Raw genomic sequence first — 20,657 nt, 5'->3', positions numbered from 1 at the left:
CTTTACTCTTTATTCTCACAGATCTTTTACTTATATTTCATGACATAGATTTGACACGCTGAATGAGGTTATTTTTAAAGCTACTTTTTCTGGCTTTTCTGGGGGGATTCAACAGTTACGCACAACAGTTTACATTAACGGGCAAAATTACGGATGGCAATAACAATGCGATTCCTTTTGTATCCCTATACGTAAATACGACTACCAAAGGAACATCTTCCAATGTGGAAGGTAATTACAAATTAAATCTTCCTGCCGGAAAAACAGACCTTTTATTCAGTGCTATAGGTTTCGAAGACAAACTGGTTAGTATCAATATCAAAGAAAATACCACCCTGCATATTTCATTGGTTCCGAAGGTTTTTACCCTCAATGAGGTTACTGTAGGCCGGAGTAAAAATAGCGATCCGGCAGACGAGATCATCAGAAAAACAATAGAAAACCGGGAATCCTATCTGGAAGAACTGGATGCATATACCTGCGAAGTTTATACCAAGGGGATGCAAAAGCTATTAGCCTCTCCTAAAAAATTCTTTGGACGGGATGTAGCCAAAATCTTAGAGCTAAACGCCCAGGGACAAGGGATTATCTATCTCTCGGAAACAGAATCTAAACTGGATTTCCAAAAAGAGAATAAAATTAAGGAAGTAATGGTTTCTTCCAAAATTGCCGGAAACGATAATGGCTTTAGTTTCAATAAGGCATCGGATTTATCGGTCAACTTCTATAAAAACGTAGTACTGGAAGATAAGCTTAATGTACGCGGCTTTGTCTCCCCTATTGCCGATAATGCCTTTACCTATTACCGTTTTAAACTCTTAGGTAGCCATCAGGCTGGCGGACAAACGATCAGCAAGATACAGGTAACTCCAAAACGGGAGAATGATCCGGCATTTAGTGGCGAGATTTATATCATCAATGATAGCTGGAGGATTAATTCGGTTGATCTTTTCCTGACGAAAAGATCGGGCATTGAATTTATAGACACGCTGAATATTAAACAACAACTGGTTCTGGTTGATGGGGTATCAGTTCCCTCCTCGGTTCAATTTGATATAAGGGGTAAGGTTTTTGGATTTAAGTTTGCGGGGTATGTGGTAGGCGTTTATAAAAATTACGATGTAAAACCACGTTTCAATAAGCACTTTTTCACCAATGAAATTTTGCGCATTAATTCCAGTTCTAATAAAAAGGATTCTTTATACTGGGCCAAATCGCGCCCTGTACCCCTCACTTTTGAAGAAAACGAAAACTATATCAAGAAAGACAGTATCAGTAGGCTCAAATCCTCTAAGCGGTACCTGGATTCGGTTGATAATGTAAAAAACAAGTTTAATATTGGCCAGATTCTCATTACTCCTTATGTTTTCTATCACAGCTATAATAAAAAAAGTGTAACCTATGACCCCTTGTTGACCAGTGTTTTTTACAACACGGTTGAAGGCGTAGCGTTAAAATATGGAGTGACCATGAAGCAGGGCTTTAACGATGGGCGTTATTTCACCATCAGACCAGAGCTTCGTTATGGATTCTCGAACCTGCACTTTAACGGAAACATTACGGGCAAGTATTTTTATAACCCCATTCGCAACGGCATGATTTCCATTGGGATTGGAACTGAAGTAGCCAATTTAAATCCGCTGAAACAAACGAATTTCTTTCGCAATAGCATCAATGCCTTGATCTTTGGTAGAAATGTATCTAAGTTTTACGAGCGACGTTTCCTGAACATTCAGGCCAGCAGGGAGTTTGCTCCGAGCTTTGAAGTTAAAATTACTGCCGATTATGCAGAAAGACTTGCGCTGCTCAACACCAGCTATGACTCCTTTCGTAAAACCAACGAATTTGACTCCAACGATCCATTTAACCCCCTGGACGAGAAGAGCTATCTGTTCCCCAGACATACGGGTTTTGTGATTAGCGGAATGATGGCCTACACCATTGCCCAGAAGTACATTACGCGACCAGATGGCAGGTTTTACATTGAGAGTAAATACCCAAGGATAGAGATTAATTACAAAAAAGGAATTCCCAATGTATTTAATTCTGATGTAAATTACGACTTCATCTCTGCAGAGATTTTCCAGAAAGATGTTCATTTCCTTTTGATGGGTAAATCGTCACTACTGCTGGGTGCCGGAAAGTTTTTGAATACCAAACAACTCTATTACCCAGACTGGAAACACTTCAGGGCAAACCGCTCGATCATATTCGATTCGGATGTACGGAATTTCCACTTTTTAGATTTTTACCTGTTCAGTACCACCAAGCAATATTTTGAAGCCCATTTTCAACATAATTTTGGTTCTTTCTTCATCAACAAAATTCCGCTGTTGCGGAAACTGAAGCTGGAAGAAATTATTGGGGGAGCCTATCTCACTTCGCCAGAGAAAAATAGTTACAGTGAGTTTTACTTTGGTTTTAAAAGGTTAAACTTTAGAATAGACTATGGCTATGCTTTTGATTCGGGTAAAAGAATTCAGCAGGGTTTCAAATTCTCTTACGGTTTTTAATTAGGTTTTTACGCTTAAACAAATTTCATTATCTTTGCACCGCTTTAAACGCCGTTTGCAACGGTATCAACGCAGCATATGAAATATCAGACACTACTTTACTATTGCTATAGTCATATAGCCGATGCGGAGCAATTTGCCGCAGATCACCTTAAATTTTGTAAATCATTAGGCCTGGTTGGCCGTATTATCGTTGCCGATGAAGGTTTGAACGGTACGGTATCTGGCAGCCAGGAAGCATGCGCAGCTTATATGGAAGCGATTCATGCAGATGAAAGATTTGCCAAAACAGAATTTAAGATCGATAACGTAGAAGAACCTTCATTCATTAAAATGCATTGCCGCTACAAATCAGAGATTGTACACTCCGGATTAAGAGACAATAGCATCATCAATCCGAATGAGAAAACGGGTAAACACTTAGAGCCTGTCGATTTCATGAAAATGAAGGATGATGAAGATGTGGTTATTCTGGATGTCCGCTCTAATTATGAACATAATTTGGGTAAATTCAAAAATGCCATCACCTTAGACCTAGAAAATTTCAGAGATTTCCCTGAAAAGATAAATGAGCTTGCACAGTATAAGGATAAAAAAATATTAACCTATTGTACTGGTGGAATCAAGTGTGAGAAAGCTTCAGCTTTATTACTTCACCACGGCTTTAACGACGTGTATCAGTTACATGGCGGCATCATTAAATATGGTAAAGAAGCTGGCGGGAAAGATTTTGAAGGTAAATGCTATGTATTTGATAACCGCATTGCCGTAGATGTAAACCAAGTGAATCCAAGTGTTGTATCAGTTTGCTACAATTGTGGAACTACTACCCCTAAAATGATCAATTGTGCCAACCCGGAATGTAATGAGCACATTACGCAATGCGATGCATGTGGCGAGGAATTACAGGGTTGCTGTTCGGTTGCTTGTACTACAAATCCACGCAAGCGCCCATATGATGGTACAGGATACTATGTTAAAGTTCCTCAACCTATTGGTAAGGTGAGTTTAGCATAAAAAACGACTTATAAAGTATAATACCATAGCCAGTACAGGGGTGAACAATCACTTACCTACTGGCTATTTTGTTTGCTGCTCCCACCCGATTCCCTTTTTTTTATTTACTTTGTACATAAAAAGCTTGTACATCTCAGCATTCTATGCCAAAATTCCTAAGATACCTTTTCTTTGCGCTCCTTTATATTTCCTTTAACAGCTATGCCGCTGATATCAAAAATATTGGGGTACCCTACATAGAAAACTATCCGAAATCTATATACGCCTCAGGTAACCAAAACTGGAGCATTGCTAAAGATAAGAATGGGGTGATGTATTTTGGAAATGTTGAGGGCTTGTTGGCTTTCGATGGCCGTTACTGGCAGGAATACAAAATGCCAAATCGCCAAATTGTTCGGGCTGTGGCTACCGATAACAAAGGGCGGGTTTATGTAGGCTGTTTTGGAGACTTCGGCTATTGGGCCATTAAAGATGGCAAACAAAAATACAACTCATTAACCCCTTTACTTCCAAAGGGAGAAACAGTAACCGACGAGATCTGGAAAATCTATGTGGATAAAGACCGGGTAATTTTTCAGTCGTTCTCCAGGATATTCATTTACAAGAGCGGCAAGATATCGGTGATTAAGTCGCCCTCTTCCTTTTTATTCTTGCATGCGGTAAGAAACCGATATTTCATAGAGGTATTAGAAAAAGGACTTTTTGAATTGATAGGCAGCAAGCTTGTCCATTTACCACAAAGTGAAAAGCTGGGCAAACAAGGCATCCTTTCCATTCTTCCCTATAAAGACAATGGCTTTATTATCGGGACTAGTAAGAATGGCCTGTTTACCTACGATGGACAGGATTTTAACCCGCTCAATACGCCAGCCAATAATTTCCTTAAAACCTATCAGCTTAATAACGGGGCGATCTTGCTGGGTAAATATTACGCCTATGGAACCATCCTAAACGGATTAATTATTATTGATGAAAACGGGAAGATTGTGCAACGCATCAATAAATCCAGCGGTTTGCAAAACAATACCGTGTTGAGTTTATATGCAGATGATGAGCAGAATCTTTGGACAGGCCTGGATAATGGAATCGACCGGATTGAGCTCAACTCACCGCTTTATTTCTATTTTGATAAAACGGGTCAGTTCGGAACAGTGTATTCGAGTATTATACACAACAATAAGATATACCTGGGCACCAACCAGGGCCTTTTTTATAGCGATTGGAGTTCCAATACAGAGCTCTCTCCCTTTAATTTCAAGCTGATCCCTAATTCTCAGGGGCAGGTTTGGGAATTGAGCATAATAGACGGGGAATTAATTTGCGGGCACAATAGTGGCACATTTAAAGTGCTGGGCGATCACATTCAATGGATTTCTACAACCAGTGGTGGCTGGACCATTAAAAAACTGAACTCCAACCCCAATTATCTCATACAGGGAACCTACACCGGGTTATCACTATATGCTAAAATGGCCGGTGGCCTCACATTTGTTAAAAGCATTAGCGGATTTACCGCTCCCTCCCGATTTATAGAACAGGATAGCAAAGGTGATGTTTGGGTAAGCCATGCTTACAAAGGTCTGTATAAGCTTACCTTGAGCCCTGATTACACAAAAGTGACCAGCACCAAATATTTTGACGAACGCAATGGTCTGGTTGGCAATTACAACATTAACATTTTCAACCTGCAAAACAGGATTGTCTTTTCATCGGATGCGGGTTTTTATACTTACGACGAGCTCAGCAATAAATTCAGTAAGTATGAGATATTAAATAAAAAACTGGGCTCCTTTGCTACTTCTAACAAGATTATTGGGGCCGGAGAGAAGAAATACTGGTTTATCAACCATGGTAGAACCGCCCTGGTTAATTTTACCGAACCGGGTAAAATGGAAATTGACTCTAACCAGTTTAGCATGCTTGATGGGAGAATGGTTCAATACTATGAAAACATCAGCCGCATTAGCAATTCAATTTATCTCATCAGTGTAGATGATGGTTTTGTAATCTACAATGCAGCACTTAATCAACCGCACAAATCCAAGTTACCTTCGGTATTAATTCGCAAAGTGGAAGACATTACCGATAAATATAGCCTCATCAGTGAGACTGGTAGCGGAGAAAACCCTATCGAAATTCGCAACAGCCGAAATAATATCCGAATATCCTTTGCTCTTCCCTATTACCGACAAGCCAAGGTTAAATATCAGTTTTACCTGGAAGGTTATTCCAAAGACTGGTCGGATTGGAGTCTGGCAACCCAAAAAGATTTCACCAACCTGAGTAGCGGAGACTATCAGTTTAAAATAAGGGCTAAGATTAATGATTCTACCATCAGTGAGGTTACTACGTACGAGTTTACCATTTTAAGGCCTTGGTACCTCAATAACTGGTCGCTATTGCTGTACCTGATCATTTTTATCACAGCACTGATTTTGGGGAAAAAGATTTATGAACGCAAGCTGCGCAGAGATAGTCAAAAAATTAGCGAAAGGTTACAGGCAGAGCAAGAAGAGATTTTAAAACAGGAAACTGAAGCCAACGAAAAGCAAATTATTAAACTTCAAACCGAAAAGCTCCAGGCAGAGTTGGCTTCCAAAAATCGCGAGCTGGCCAATTCGGCGATGACCTTAGTATATAAAAATGAGTTGCTGCAAAAACTCAGCAGCGAAATTACTAAACTCAAAGATGAGAACGGTAAAAAGCTTTCAGAAGATCAAACGCGAAAAATCCAGAAAGTGATCAATGATGGGATGAACGATGAGCGAGATTGGCACCTGTTCGAAAACAGCTTCAACGAAGCACACGAAAGCTTCTTTAAAAAGCTAAAAGCACAGCATCCTGACCTGGTTCCAAACGACCTTAAACTGTGCGCTTATCTCCGGATGAATATGAGCAGTAAGGAAATGTCGTCGCTACTGAATATTAGCCTCAGAGGCGTAGAAATACGCCGGTATCGTTTGCGTAAAAAACTGGAAGTACCCCACGATAAGAACCTCACCGAGTTTTTAATTGAGTTGTAGCACTACATCATTACCTCTCATAACCGATTTTTACACCCCACAAAAACCCTTAGTGTATTTTTTACACTTGTGTACCGCTATTTATTCAGGTCAAACTTAAAAAACTGCGTTTTTAGGCCAAAATCGAATACGGTCTCTTCTCATGTGAAACTAAATTTAGTCATTTGATGTATTAATGTTGAGGTAAGAACACTTGCACAAGAGCAAAAACAACCTCAAATTTAACTTAACAATTAAACTAAATTTATAATTAATAGCATGAAAAGAATCTTTACAAGAATCTCTGTTCTCGCTGCATTTTGTTTGCTAACAATTAACGTAGCAATTGCGCAAAACATTACTGTAAAAGGTAAGGTTATCGATGGAGGTGATAAAACCTCTCTTCCGGGCGTTACGATCTTAATTAAAGGCACTCAAAATGGCACGCAGACAGATGCGAACGGCAACTACTCCATTAGTGCGCCCGCAAATGCCACACTGGTATTTAATTTCATAGGTTATACAGGCCAGGAGCAGGCTGTAAATAACCGCACAACAATTGATGTAGTTTTAGCTTCTTCCACACAACAATTAGAGCAGGTTGTAGTGGTGGGTTATGGTACACAGAGAAAGATTGATGTTACGGGAGCGGTTGGAGCAGTGAAGGGGGAAGACATTTCTAAGCAAGCATCGGTAAATCCAATTGGTGCTTTGCAAGGGAAAGTGGCCGGAGTATCTATTACGAACGTCGGAACCCCAGGAGGCTCTCCACAGATAACAATAAGAGGTACTGGTACAATTTATGGAAAAACAGGACCGTTATATGTTGTTGATGGAGTTTGGTATGACGATATCAATTTCTTGAATCCTGCAGACATTGCCAATATTAGCATTCTGAAAGATGCATCAAGCCAATCTATTTTTGGTATCCGTGCCGCAAATGGTGTGGTTTTAGTTACTACAGTTAAAGGTAAGAGAGGCGACGCTGTTATCAATTACAATGGAACTGTTGGTGTACAGAAAGTGACCAACCTGGTAGAGATGGCAAATGCTTCAGAATATGCTACAGCAGTTAATGAGGCATATAGTTTACTCGTTCCACCTGCGGCACCTCTGTTCGCCAATACTAACTTAGGAGAGGGAACTGATTGGTATGATCAAGCATTAAGAAATGCATTTGTAACCAACCACCAACTTTCAATTAGTGGTGGCACTGAAAAGTCAACCTATAATTTTTCTCTAGGTTATCTCAATCAGGATGGTATCGTTGAAAACAATAATTATAAACGCTACACAGCCAGACTATCGAATGACTTCCAGGTTTTTCAGCCTTTAAAAATCGGTTATAATGTTACCGGAGCATATAGCAAATCTAAAGATGCTCCTACTTCTATCTTTAGAGCATTATATTCAGCTTCTCCTGTTGTACCCGTATTTAACGCTGATGGAAGTTATGGAGATCCAAATGCTTTTAACTTAGGTAATGGAAGTAATGTGAATCCTCAGGCAACGCTTGATTTTTTCAATCAAAACACTTCGAAATATAAGATTACGGGTAATGTCTATGCAGAATTGAAATTCCTTCAGAACTTTACCTTCAAAACAAGTATTGGTGGTGATTTCGGACAGGAAGAAGTAAGAGGGTATGTACCCAAATATAAAGCCAGTAACACACAACAAAGCACTAATAGTAAACTGGATATCGACAGGATCGAAAATAGAAACTGGATCATTGAAAATACATTGACTTATGATAAAAAATGGAATGATCATAGCTTAACAGTATTAGCCGGACAAACTGCACAACGCAATAAGATGTATACCATTAATGCAGAGGCGATGAATGTCCCATATTCCTCTGAGGGAGACTTATATCTTGCTTTAGGTGATGCTGCTTCCAGAAGTTTAATTGATAAAGGGGAGCTCAGTACTTTCACTTCCTACTTTGCTCGAGTTAACTATGGCTTCAAGAACAAATATTTATTAAATGCCTCTATAAGAAGAGATGGCGCTTCACAGTTCTTTGGTTCTGACAATGTATGGGGAAATTTTCCTTCAATAGGTGCGGGTTGGGTAATCACCAACGAGGAGTTCATGAAGGACCAGAAAATATTCAGCAATTTGAAACTGAGAGGAAGTTGGGGTAAAGTGGGTAATGCAGGTGTTCCATTCAATCCTTCAACCCAAACAGTTGATCAATCAGCTGCCTTAATCGCCATATTTGGTGGCATTCCTTATACTGGAGCAAGCATTAGATCTTTAGTTCCACCTCAATTATTCTGGGAAAGAAGTGCTGGTACTGATGTAGGCTTAGAAATGGGCTTCTTAAACAACAGATTGAACGTTGAAGTTGACTATTATAGCAGAAAAACTGAACAAGCTATATTTGATATCCCGGTTTTAGGAAGTTTAGGTACGGTGAACAGTTCAATTATCGCCAATCAGGCTGATATTCAAAACCGAGGATTTGAATTCTTGGCTACGTGGTCTGACAAAACAGAGGGAGGACTTACCTATTCAATTAGCGGAAACGTGGGTATCAATAACAATAAAGTGCTAAATGTAACATCAGGAGCTAATCCAATTTATAAAGGCGGTGCAGGTCTCACTAGCGGATATCTTTCGACCAGAACGGTAAACAACCGTCCAATTGGAGAGTTTTTTGGCTATCAGGTGGAAGGCGTTTTCCAAACTGACGCTGAAGCTGCCGCCTGGCCAGGTTTCAAGAAGGGTGATTTCAAATTTGCTGATATTAATGGCGATGGCGTTATTGATTTGAGAGATAGAGTTGTTTTAGGGAATCCAAATCCTAAGTTCACTTATGGATTAAACACCAACTTTGCTTACAAAAATTTTGATCTAACTTTAGATATCCAAGGGGTTGCTGACGTTGATGTATTCAATGCTAACCTAAGTAACCGTTTTGGGAATGAAAATTACACTAAAGACTTTTTTGACAATCGTTGGCGCGGTGCCGGAACCTCAAACACATATGCTTCAGCAAATCTAGCCGGAGGATTAAATAATGCACCTAATTCTTTCTATGTAGAAAAAGGCGACTATATCAGATTAAGGAACATTCAATTAGGCTATACCTTACCTCAGGCTGTAAGCAGCAAATGGAAAATGCAAAAGCTGAGGGTATTTTTAAATGCACAGAACGCGGTTAATTTGTTTGGATACAAAGGATTCAGTCCTGAAGTGGGTGGTACGCCAACCAATGCAGGTATTGATACAAACGTTTATCCTTTATTTGCAACCTATAACTTTGGAGTTAACGTAACCTTCTAATCGATTTCAACATGAAAAAATATATAAATATTCAGTCTTATTGTGCCGCGGCTGCATTTACTGCAGTACTATTTATGGCATCTTGTAAAAAAGACTTTTTAAATGTTCCACCACAAGCGCAACAACCTTCTGTAACTTTCTGGAAAACTCCAGAAGATGCCCTCAAGGGTGTAAATGCCATTTACGCAAACTTAAGAAGTTGGGACAATGTAGCATTCAATGCGATTGCAATAGAAAGCACGGGATCGGACGAGGCTGACAAAGGTAGTACGCCAACAGATGCAACATTCTTTAATTTATTTGATCAATTTACAGTGACTTCCACTCAAGGATCATTGCAAGGCTTTTGGACCGGACAATATCAAAATATCAATCTGGCAAACCAGGTTTTAGATAATGTTCCCAATATCAGTATGGATGCAGGTCTGAAAGCCAGGTATCTGGCAGAAGCTAAATTTATCCGCGCTTATTCATATTTCAGACTAGTACGTGCTTATGGGAATGTGGTTTTGAGGTTAAATGTGCCTAAGGATAACTCAGAATATAACCTACCACAATCTGATAAAGCTGCTGTGTATGCCCAAATTGAAAAAGATTTGACCGAAGCAGCATCAGTATTACCTCCGTCTTATGGCGCTGCCGACCTTGGCCGAGCTACCAAGGGTGCAGCGGTTGGCTTACATGCAAAAGTAGCGTTATATCAGAAAAAATGGAATGATGTTTTAACCTATACCAACCAGGTAATGGGTATGGGCTATGATCTCTTCCCAGATTTTGAAAAAGGTTTCAGAACTCAAAATGAGAACAGCATTGAGTCAGTATTTGAAATTCAAGCTGAGCTTATCCCAGGGAATGCAGATGCCTCAAACTCTCAATATAGTCAGGTTCAAGGCGTTGCAGGAGTAATGGGTTGGGGTTTCAATACACCTTCAGCAGTATTGGCTTCAGCATTTGAAACAGGCGATCCACGAAGAGATGCGACGATATTGTTCAAAGGAGAAACTACACCTCAGGGTGATTTAGTTCCTATCAGTGTACCCAACGACTATTATAATCAAAAATCATATGTACCTTTTTCAACGCGGGTTTCAGGATTTAATGAAGGGGCTCAACAAAATATCAGAGTATTACGATTTGCAGATATCCTTCTAATGAATGCAGAAGCTGCAAATGAATTGGATAATCCAACTCAGGCATTGAGCTCACTTAATCGCGTAAGAGCACGTGCGAGAGGCGGTAATGCATCAATTCTACCCAATGTAACCACAACGATCAAAGCAGAGCTGAGAAGCGCAATCTATCAGGAAAGAAGAGTTGAACTTGCTATGGAAAACGATAGATACTTCGATGTGATCCGCCAGGGTCGTGGAGCGGAGGTATTCGGGCCTAAAGGTTGGAAAGCAAATAAAAATGAAGTTTGGCCAATTCCTCAAACAGAAATTGACCTAAGCGGTGGTTTACTAAAACAAAACCCAGGATATAATTAATCCTACTACTGAGTGGTCCCAGTTTGGGATCACTCTTTTCTATTCTACTCAAACTATCTGTAATAAAAATATTCTTGTTGATTACTGGCCACCCCTATATTCAACATAACACATGATAAGATGAATAATTGGCATCTAACCACAACCGATTTTTCATTCAAAGATTCTGCACACACAAATGAAATCATTAACTAACATCCTTCTAATTTCACTGGTCAGCCTGAGTTGTCAATCCAATGCCCAGCATTATGAAAGCATTCAGTCTGCACCAGCGATTAGAAAAAACCTGAGCGATAACGAATTATTAGATGTTGTTCAAAAACAAACCTTCCAGTATTTTTGGGATGGCGCCGAGCCTAGTTCGGGTGCTGCCCGGGAACGTTACCATGCCGACAACATCTATCCTGAGAACGATAAAAGTACAGTAGCTACAGGCGCTACAGGTTTCGGCTTAATGGCTATCCTGAGTGGTATTGACAGAGGTTATGTCAATAAAAAAGATGGCTTGGAGAGGCTCGATAAAATATTAAATTTCCTGGCCAGGGCAGATCGTTTTCATGGCGCATGGCCCCACTGGTTTTACGGTGAAACAGGAAAGGTTCGTCCTTTTGGAAAAAAAGATAATGGAGGCGATTTAGTAGAAACTTCTTTTGTTGCACAGGCCCTAATCTGTATCAACAGTTATTATAAAAATGGTACAGCAGCAGAAAAGGCATTGGCAAAAAAAGCCGATGACCTTTGGAAAGGGATAGATTTTAGTTGGTACCGCAATGGCCAGAATGTACTTTACTGGCATTGGTCGCCAGAATATCAATGGGAGATGAATTTTCCTGTAAAAGGGTATAACGAATGCTTAATCATGTATGTTTTAGCGTCAGCCTCTCCAACCCATGGCGTTCCAGCAGCCGTTTACCACGAAGGCTGGGCAAGAAATGGAGAGATTAAAACGAATTTCAAATTTTACGGACATCCCTTTACCTTAGACTATCAAGGGCAGAAAAATGCTGTGGGACCGTTGTTTTGGGCACATTATTCTTATTTGGGACTTAATCCGAAAGGCTTAAAAGACCAGTATGCAGATTACTGGCAGAATAACGTAAATCATACCCTGGCCATTCATGATTACTGTGTGGCCAATCCGAAAAAGTTTAAGGGTTATGGTCCTGATAGCTGGGGCTTAACGGCAAGCTATTCGGTAAACGGATACGCTGCACACAATCCGCAAGAAGATTTTGGAGTAATCTCCCCTACCGCAGCCATCTCTTCCATTCCCTATACACCAAAAGAATCGATGAAGGTGATCAGACATCTTTATGAAGATTTAGGAGATAAAGTTTGGGGAAAATATGGCTTTTATGATGCCTTCTCCGAAACCGACAACTGGTATTCAAAGCGATATTTAGGAATTGACCAGGGGCCAATGGTTGTTATGATTGAAAACTATAGATCGGGACTACTTTGGAAACTCTTTATGAGCAACCCCGATGTTCAAAAAGGCTTAACCAATTTGGGTTTTGAAAGCCCTGCGTTAAAAAAATAACATGAAAAGATTTTTATATAGCATTTTCATAACCCTTACCTGTTTGTCTGCATCAGCGCAGAAGCAGAAAACATATTGTAATCCCATCAATGTGGATTATGGCTACACGCCTTTTGAATCTTTTACCGAATGGGGAAAACACCGGGCCACTGCTGATCCGGTAATTGTAAACTACAAAGGTAATTATTTGCTTTTCAGCACTAACCAATGGGGCTACTGGCACAGTTCTGATATGCTGAACTGGAAATTTGTAGAAAGAAAATTCTTGCGCCCATGGAATAAGACCAAAGATGAACTTTGTGCTCCAGGCGTGGGTATCATTGGCGATACGGTGGTTGTTTTTGGTAGTACATACACTAAAAATTTCACCCTGTGGGGAAGCACTGATCCTTTAAACAATAAATGGTTTCCTTTGGTAGATTCCCTGGAAATTGGTGGATGGGACCCCTCTTTTTTTACTGATGATGATGGTAAATTTTACATGTACAATGGCAGTAGCAATAACTATCCCATGTACGGCGTAGAATTAGACCGCAAAACTTTTCAGCCTAAAGGAACCAGAACCCCCATGTACTTATTGCAAAGCTGGAGGTATGGCTGGCAGCGTTTTGGCGAATATATGGACAATACCTTCCTCGATCCTTTTGCCGAAGGGGCCTGGATGACCAAACACAATGGCAAATACTATTTTCAGTATGGCGCACCCGGAACCGAATTTAGCGGTTACTCTGACGGTGTTGTGGTTGGCAGCAAACCCCTGTTTGACGGCATAGAGGCTATCCCTCAATCTGATCCTTTAAGTTATAAGGGCGGAGGTTTTTCAAGGGGTGCCGGTCATGGAGCTACCTTTCAGGACAATAACCAAAATTACTGGCACATTTCTACCAGTATCATTTGCGTTAAAAATACCTGGGAACGCCGAATGGGAATCTGGCCAACAGGTTTCGATAAAGATGATGTGATGTGGACCAATACTGCCTTTGGCGATTATCCGCTTTACCTTCCTTCAGAAAGAAAAGAAAACGGCCCGGCTGGACCTGGATGGATGCTGATCAATTATAAAAAACCCGTAACCGTATCTTCTACTTTAGGAGGATTTCAGGCCAATAATGCCGTTGATGAAAACATTAAAACCTATTGGAGCGCTAAAACAGCAAAGAAGGGAGAATGGATTCAGACTGACTTAGGTAGCCTGGCCACGGTTAATGCCATTCAGATCAATTATGCAGACCAGGATGCAGAATTTATTGGCAAACAGATGGGGATCTACCACCAATATCAAATTCTTTCCTCTTTAGACGGAAAAAAATGGACTATCCTCGTGGATAAGAGTCAAAACAAAACCGACGTACCGCATGATTATATCGAGCTGGACAAGCCCATAAAAACCCGTTATATTAAAATGGTCAATATCCATATGCCAACCGGCAAATTTGCCATTAGCGGGTTAAGAGTTTTTGGAAATGGAAATGGTGACAAGCCAACACAAGTGCAAAAACTATTGGTATTGCGTACCGAAAAAGACAAGCGAAGTGCCTACATCAAATGGCAACCTGTTGATAATGCTTTTGCCTATAACCTTTACTATGGCACAGCACCAGATAAGCTTTACAACTGCATTATGATCCACGATTTTAACGAATATTGGTTTAAAGCGATGGATAAATTAAAGACTTATTATTTTTCGATAGAGGCCATTAATGAAAATGGTGTATCACCGAAAACAGCGGTAATGAAAGTTGAATAAATAGAATTGATAAATACACATATAATGAAAAGAGCGAACATCCTATTAATTTTTCTAGCGGCTTTTGCACTGAATACCTCAGCGCAGACTAAAAAAGCGATTTCCGCCGAAGAGGCCAAAATGAACAGTTTTATTACTAATCTAATGTCGAAAATGACTATCGATGAGAAGATTGGCCAATTAAACCTGCCAAGTTCGGGCGATATTACCACCGGACAGGCAAATAGTTCAGATATTGGCAGCAAGATTAAAGCGGGTCAGGTTGGAGGATTATTCAACATCAAAGGAGTTGATAAAATCCGTGCGGTGCAAAAAGTGGCCGTAGAAAATAGCCGAATGAAAATTCCTTTGTTATTTGGTATGGATGTAATCCATGGTTACAATACAGTTTTCCCGATCCCGTTGGGGATGAGCTGTACCTGGGATATGGCGGCTGTTCAAAAATCAGCAAGAGTTGCCGCCATTGAGGCCAGTGCCAGCGGAATCAACTGGACCTTCTCTCCTATGGTAGACATTTCACGTGATCCACGATGGGGGCGTATTTCCGAAGGTAGCGGTGAAGATCCTTATTTAGGTTCGCAAATTGCTAAAGCGATGGTGAGCGGATACCAGGGGAAACTTCAGGCCAACAATGAGATTTTAGCTTGTGTTAAGCACTACGCTTTCTACGGTGCAGCCGAAGCCGGAAGAGACTACAATACAACCGACATGAGCAAAGTGCGCATGTATAACGAATACCTTCCACCTTACAAAGCAGCAGTAGATGCCGGAGCAGCCAGCATCATGGCTTCATTTAACGAAGTTGATGGCATTCCTGCAACCGGAAGCAAATGGTTAATGACCGAAGTGCTACGCAATCAATGGGGCTTTAAAGGATTTGTAGTAACCGATTATACAGGTATACCTGAGATGATTGCTCATGGAATGGGAGATTTGCAAACCGTTTCTGCCCTGGCTTTAAATGCAGGAGTAGATATGGATATGGTTGGAGAAGGCTTTTTAGGTACTTTGAAAAAATCATTGGCAGAGAAAAAAGTAGGGATTCAACAAATTGACAGGGCTTGCAGATTAATCCTTCAAGCGAAATACAAATTAGGCCTTTTCACCGACCCTTATAAATTTTGTGATTCACAAAGGGCAGAAAAAGAAGTGTTCAGTCCTGAAAACCGTCAGATTGCCCGCGAAATTGCCGCAGAAAGTTTCGTTTTATTAAAAAATAACAACAATGTACTTCCACTTAAAAAATCAGGTACTATTGGCCTGATTGGTCCATTGGCAGATAACACCGCCAATATGTATGGTACCTGGAGCGTTGCCGCACTTTTTGATAAATCGGTTACGGTACTTCAAGGATTAAAAAATGCATTGGGCAACGATGCCAAGATCTTAACCGCAAGAGGTTCGAACTTTTTAGCCGATTCAGTAATGGAGCACCGCTATGTCAATGTGCACAATCCAACTTATATCAGAGATCGCAGACCTGAAGAAGATATGATCAAAGAAGCTTTAGAAGTGGCTAAAAAGTCGGATGTGATTGTTGCAGTAATGGGTGAAGGTTCTGAATTTACCGGAGAAAGTAGCAGTGTTACCGATATCCAGATTCCTGAAACACAAAAAAACCTGTTAAAGGCATTGGCTAAAACAGGTAAGCCCATTGCCCTGGTATTATTTACTGGCCGCCCTTTAGCCCTAAACTGGGAAGAAAAAAACATCCCTGCCATCCTAAACGTATGGTTTCCGGGAAGTGAAGCGGGAAATTCAATTGCTGATGTACTTTTTGGAGCGGTTAACCCTTCAGGAAAACTAAGCACCACTTTCCCGCAAAATGTTGGTCAGGTTCCAATCTATTATGCCCATAAAAATACAGGTAGACCACTTGCAGAAGGAAAATGGTTTGAAAAATTCCGTTCAAACTATCTGGATGTTAGTAACGATCCGCTATATCCTTTTGGTTTTGGATTAAGCTACACCACTTTTAATTATAGTGATATAAAACTGAGTAGCAACACCCTGACTAAAGGAAAAACCATTACGGCTTCGGTTACCTTAAGCAATACGGGGAAATACGAAGGAAAAGAAGTAGTTCAATTATATATCCGCGACTTAGTGGGCAGCATTACCCGCCCTGTTAAAGAATTAAAAGGCTTTCAAAAAGTAAGTTTAAAACCTGGCGAAAGTAAAGAGGTCACTTTTACAATTGCTGAAAACGACCTTAAATTCTACAACTCCGACCTTAAATTCGTAGCAGAACCAGGAGATTTTAAATTGTTCATTGGAACCAATTCAAGAGATGTAAAAGAAGCCTCTTTTACTTTAAAATAAATTAAACAGCTGGCTGTTTCTAAACCTTAAAAAACAGCCAGATTAAAAAATACTATGGTTAGTGTTATACCCCGTGCTGTTGTAAAGTAGCCGGGGTTTCTTACTTTTGTTGAATGAAAAAGATTTTTCTCCAAATAACCTTCCTTATTTCCTTTGTAGCCGTTAAGGCACAAGACCTTAACAAATATGACAAGGGTAGCTTTATCAAAGGAAAAGACTCGATTTACTACAGGATTCTTTTTCCTGAAAACTTTAAGGCTACTGAAAAATATCCTATTGTTTTCTTTCTACACGGAAGTGGGGAGAAAGGAAACGATAATAAAAGTCAGTTAACCCACGGGGGCAAACTTTTTCTAAAAAATGATATCCGGAAGAATTTTCCCGCAATCGTTGTATTCCCGCAGTGTCCTAAAAATGACAACTGGGCAAACATCAATGTAAGTCACTCTGAAAGTGGTAAAAGAACACTCAGTTTTATAGAGGGCGGAAAACCTACTAAAGCCATGCATGCCGTAATGGGTATGGTGAAAGATTTCCTTAAAAAACCATATGTAAACAAAGATCAGGTTTATGTAGGTGGCTTATCTATGGGCGGAATGGGGACTTATGAAATATTAAGGCATAAGCGCAGAACTTTTGCCGCTGCTTTTGCCATTTGTGGTGGCGACAATACCAACAATATCAAAAAATATCAAAAAACACCTTTATGGATATTTCATGGTGCTAAAGATGACATTGTTGATCCGGTTTTCTCTATTGCCATTGCCGAGCGCCTAAAAACGGTTGGAGCTGATGTTAAGTTTACCCTTTATCCAAAGGATAATCATAACAGTTGGGATAGTGCCTTTGCCGAACCAGAACTCATGCCCTGGTTATTTTCGCATAAAAAATAATATTATCAACTTCATGATAAGTGCCAGGTTACTTGAGCAGGAATGGATTAAAAATCGTCTTAATCTTATCACACAATAACCGGCCTGTATACTTTCAATACAACGAACTTAGTTTATCAAAACCTCAACTTTTCGGCGATGATCGCCGAAAAGTTGAGGTTTCGTAAATATTATATCAATTTTACGCTTCAAAAAATAAAACCATAAAAAAAGGCCTGAAGTATAAATCCTCAAGCCTTTAGTTCAATATTATTTTATTCCTTATTCAGCCATGTTGTGGTAAACCGCCTGAACGTCATCATCTTCTTCTAATTTATCTATGAGTTTTAAAACATCGGCAGCTTGCTCTTCTGTTACTTCATGATGTGATAAAGCGATACGCTCTAATTTTGAGCTTTTCAATTCGATACCTTTTTCTTCCAAAGCTTTCTGCAAAGAACCAAAGTTCTCAAAGGCACCCTGCGCTACTGCAACATCATTTCCTTCTTCATCAGCCTCCACATAAAGTTCTTCCAGGCCAGCGTCAATTAATTCAAACTCCAATTCTTCTAAATCTAAACCTTCAGCAGGTACAAAACGAAAAATGGATTTACGGTTAAAAACAAAATCCAAAGAACCTGTTTTACCTAAAGAACCATCGGTTTTATTGAAATAGCTACGCACGTTAGCCACTGTACGGTTGGTATTATCGGTAGCGGTTTCAATGAGTACCGCTACCCCGTGAGGCGCATAACCTTCGTAAACAATCTCCTCATAGTTCGCCAACGATTTATCTGAAGCACGCTTAATAGCTGCCTCTACCCTATCCTTAGGCATATTTACGGCCTTCGCGTTTTGCATTGCCGTACGTAGGCGGGAATTCGTTTCAGGATTTGGACCCGATTCCTTTACTGCCATTACAATATCCTTACCTATACGGGTAAACTGTACGGCCATTTTAGACCAACGTTTAAATTTTCTTTCTTTTCTAAATTCGAATGCTCTTCCCATTTTTTTTCGTTTATCGCTTAATTGTCTAACTGCTTAATTGCATAACTGACCGGATCAATTTAACAATTAAACAGTTAAACAGCTATTTCTTTAAGTTATTCAACATATCAATTGTGAGTTTTGATAAATCAAACTCAGGTTTCCAGCCCCAATCTTTACTGGCGTAGCTGTCATCGATAGAACGTGGCCAGCTATTCGCAATTTGTTGGCGTGGATCATTTTCTGCGTAAGAAAGTGTAAAATTAGGAATATGTTTCCTGATTTCAGCAGCTAAAACTTCTGGAGTAAAACTTACCCCACCAAAATTGTAACTGCTGCGAACAGAAATCTGATCTGCAGGCGCATCCATCAGTTCAATTGTACCCCTAATCGCATCATCCATATACATCATTGGCAATTCGGTTGCTGCATTTAAAAAACTCTGATAACTTCCTTTTTTCAACGCATCATGAAAAATGTGGATGGCGTAATCGGTAGTTCCACCACCGGGAGCTGCCTTCCAGCTAATTAATCCAGGATAACGGATACTGCGAACATCTAAACCATATTTTTGATGATAATATTCACACCAACGTTCTCCCGCCAGTTTACTGATTCCGTAAACGGTGTTGGGATCCATTGTACAGTATTGTGGCGTGGCATCTTTCGGAGAATTCGGTCCGAAAACGGCAATAGAGCTTGGCCAGTATACTTTGGCGGTTTTATATTCTAAAGCCAGATCCAGTACATTGAGCAATCCGTTCATATTCAGATCCCAGGCTAACTTAGGGTTCTGCTCTCCTGTTGCCGATAAAAGTGCCGCCAATAAATATACCTGAGTAGGCTTATATTTCTGAAAAATGCCTTTCACCATCTCTTTATCCAGAACATTCACAAATTCAAATGGTGCAGAATTTTTGATATCATAATCCGGGCGGCGAATATCGCAGGCAACAACATTATCGTCTCCATATATCTTGCGTAACATGGTAACCAATTCGGTGCCGATTTGCCCATTTGAGCCTAAAACAACAATTTTCTCTTGCATGGATTTTCTATGAATCAGCAAAGGTAAAAAAATGGGATAAAAGCTTGTAATATATTTATACTAAGTACTTAGCTTTTTTTATGGCCAAAATGCAGTTAACATTTATCGGCACAATCGCTTATTTTAACAATACTGCTGAAGCAACCCTAAATATATTTGTTACATTTACTATACTTGCCAGCTAACCAAACTAAAATGAATTCACCTGAATCTGAAAAATCGAATGATCTATTGGAGCTCCTCAAACAGGGAGATAATCAGGCGTATGAAAAAATCTATCATGCTTTCAGTAAAGAATTATTGCTGGCTGCTTATAAAAAAACCGGCGACAGGCTGGTAGCGGAGGAAATTGTTCAGAACATTTTCATCTCCCTTTGGGAAAGAAAAGCAGAACTTAATATTGCTAACTTACCCGGGTATTTGTTTGGTGCCTTAAAATTTGCAGTGATAAACCACATCAGAAGTTTGGTGATGGAAAATAAGTACATGGAATACCAAAGCCTGAATTACTCTGAAAACGATCAGGATACCCATAATCAAATCGAACTTCACGATCTTTCCAGCCTTATCGAACAAAGCCTGAATTCACTTCCAGAAAAAACACAGGAAGTATTTCGTTTAAGCAGGTTTCAACACCAGTCAACCAAAGCTATATCCACATCTATGAATATTTCAGAAAAAGCCGTGGAATACCACATCACCCAATCCATCAAGCGGATTAGAGCGTACATCAAAAATTTTTACATCTTTTTGTAGCTGATAATCAACCAATTACATTTTTTACTATTTTATTTCCAATATTGATTTAGGGATATGATCTCTAAGCGT

At 39.9% G+C, this 20,657-nt stretch carries 12 protein-coding genes; 10 read left to right on the top strand and 2 right to left on the bottom strand.

Annotation, left to right across the window (positions count from 1 at the left end):
* The first annotated feature begins 62 nt into the window (after positions 1-62).
* The 9 genes from BMX11_RS07875 (at position 63) to BMX11_RS07835 (ending at position 17,812) form a co-directional block, all read left to right on the top strand.
* Positions 63-2,513 carry a DUF5686 and carboxypeptidase regulatory-like domain-containing protein gene (locus BMX11_RS07875; protein WP_090883203.1) on the top strand — a complete coding sequence of 817 codons (2,451 nt, stop codon included), beginning with the start codon at positions 63-65 and terminating at the stop codon, positions 2,511-2,513.
* 78 nt (positions 2,514-2,591) lie between these two features.
* Positions 2,592-3,530, top strand: a complete 939-nt coding sequence (trhO, locus tag BMX11_RS07870; protein ID WP_090883201.1) for an oxygen-dependent tRNA uridine(34) hydroxylase TrhO — start codon at positions 2,592-2,594, stop codon at positions 3,528-3,530.
* Between the two features lie 143 nt (positions 3,531-3,673).
* Positions 3,674-6,553, top strand: coding sequence for a ligand-binding sensor domain-containing protein (locus tag BMX11_RS07865; protein ID WP_090883199.1), 2,880 nt, complete (start codon positions 3,674-3,676; stop codon positions 6,551-6,553).
* Positions 6,554-6,811: 258 nt separating this feature from the next.
* Positions 6,812-9,823, top strand: coding sequence for a SusC/RagA family TonB-linked outer membrane protein (locus BMX11_RS07860; protein ID WP_090883197.1), 3,012 nt, complete (start codon positions 6,812-6,814; stop codon positions 9,821-9,823).
* Between the two features lie 11 nt (positions 9,824-9,834).
* Positions 9,835-11,310, top strand: a complete 1,476-nt coding sequence (locus BMX11_RS07855; protein ID WP_090883195.1) for a RagB/SusD family nutrient uptake outer membrane protein — start codon at positions 9,835-9,837, stop codon at positions 11,308-11,310.
* Positions 11,311-11,488: 178 nt separating this feature from the next.
* Positions 11,489-12,850: a glucoamylase family protein gene (locus tag BMX11_RS07850; protein ID WP_090883193.1), complete on the top strand. Its 1,362-nt coding sequence runs from the start codon at positions 11,489-11,491 to the stop codon at positions 12,848-12,850.
* Position 12,851: 1 nt separating this feature from the next.
* Positions 12,852-14,597 (top strand): discoidin domain-containing protein, encoded by a 1,746-nt coding sequence (locus tag BMX11_RS07845; protein ID WP_090883191.1) that lies wholly within the window; start codon positions 12,852-12,854, stop codon positions 14,595-14,597.
* A 24-nt stretch (positions 14,598-14,621) separates the two neighbouring features.
* Positions 14,622-16,919, top strand: a complete 2,298-nt coding sequence (gene bglX / locus BMX11_RS07840) for a beta-glucosidase BglX (RefSeq protein ID WP_090883189.1) — start codon at positions 14,622-14,624, stop codon at positions 16,917-16,919.
* Between the two features lie 113 nt (positions 16,920-17,032).
* Positions 17,033-17,812: a carboxylesterase family protein gene (locus BMX11_RS07835; RefSeq protein ID WP_090883187.1), complete on the top strand. Its 780-nt coding sequence runs from the start codon at positions 17,033-17,035 to the stop codon at positions 17,810-17,812.
* Between the two features lie 261 nt (positions 17,813-18,073).
* Here BMX11_RS07835 and BMX11_RS07830 read toward each other — a convergent pair whose 3' ends face one another.
* Both BMX11_RS07830 and BMX11_RS07825 read right to left on the bottom strand, forming a co-directional pair.
* Positions 18,074-18,802 (bottom strand): YebC/PmpR family DNA-binding transcriptional regulator, encoded by a 729-nt coding sequence (locus tag BMX11_RS07830; RefSeq protein WP_090883185.1) that lies wholly within the window; start codon positions 18,800-18,802, stop codon positions 18,074-18,076.
* Between the two features lie 82 nt (positions 18,803-18,884).
* Positions 18,885-19,829, bottom strand: coding sequence for an NAD-dependent epimerase/dehydratase family protein (locus BMX11_RS07825; protein WP_090883183.1), 945 nt, complete (start codon positions 19,827-19,829; stop codon positions 18,885-18,887).
* Between the two features lie 195 nt (positions 19,830-20,024).
* Here BMX11_RS07825 and BMX11_RS07820 point away from each other — a divergent pair, with 195 nt between their 5' ends.
* Positions 20,025-20,585: a sigma-70 family RNA polymerase sigma factor gene (locus BMX11_RS07820; RefSeq protein ID WP_090883182.1), complete on the top strand. Its 561-nt coding sequence runs from the start codon at positions 20,025-20,027 to the stop codon at positions 20,583-20,585.
* Positions 20,586-20,657 lie beyond the last annotated feature (72 nt).

Origin of the sequence: Pedobacter rhizosphaerae (assembly GCF_900111155.1) — a bacterium.
Classification (GTDB): domain Bacteria; phylum Bacteroidota; class Bacteroidia; order Sphingobacteriales; family Sphingobacteriaceae; genus Pedobacter; species Pedobacter rhizosphaerae.
The sequence above is the reverse complement of the archived record's forward strand: the minus strand, read 5'-3'. Positions and strand labels throughout refer to the sequence as shown.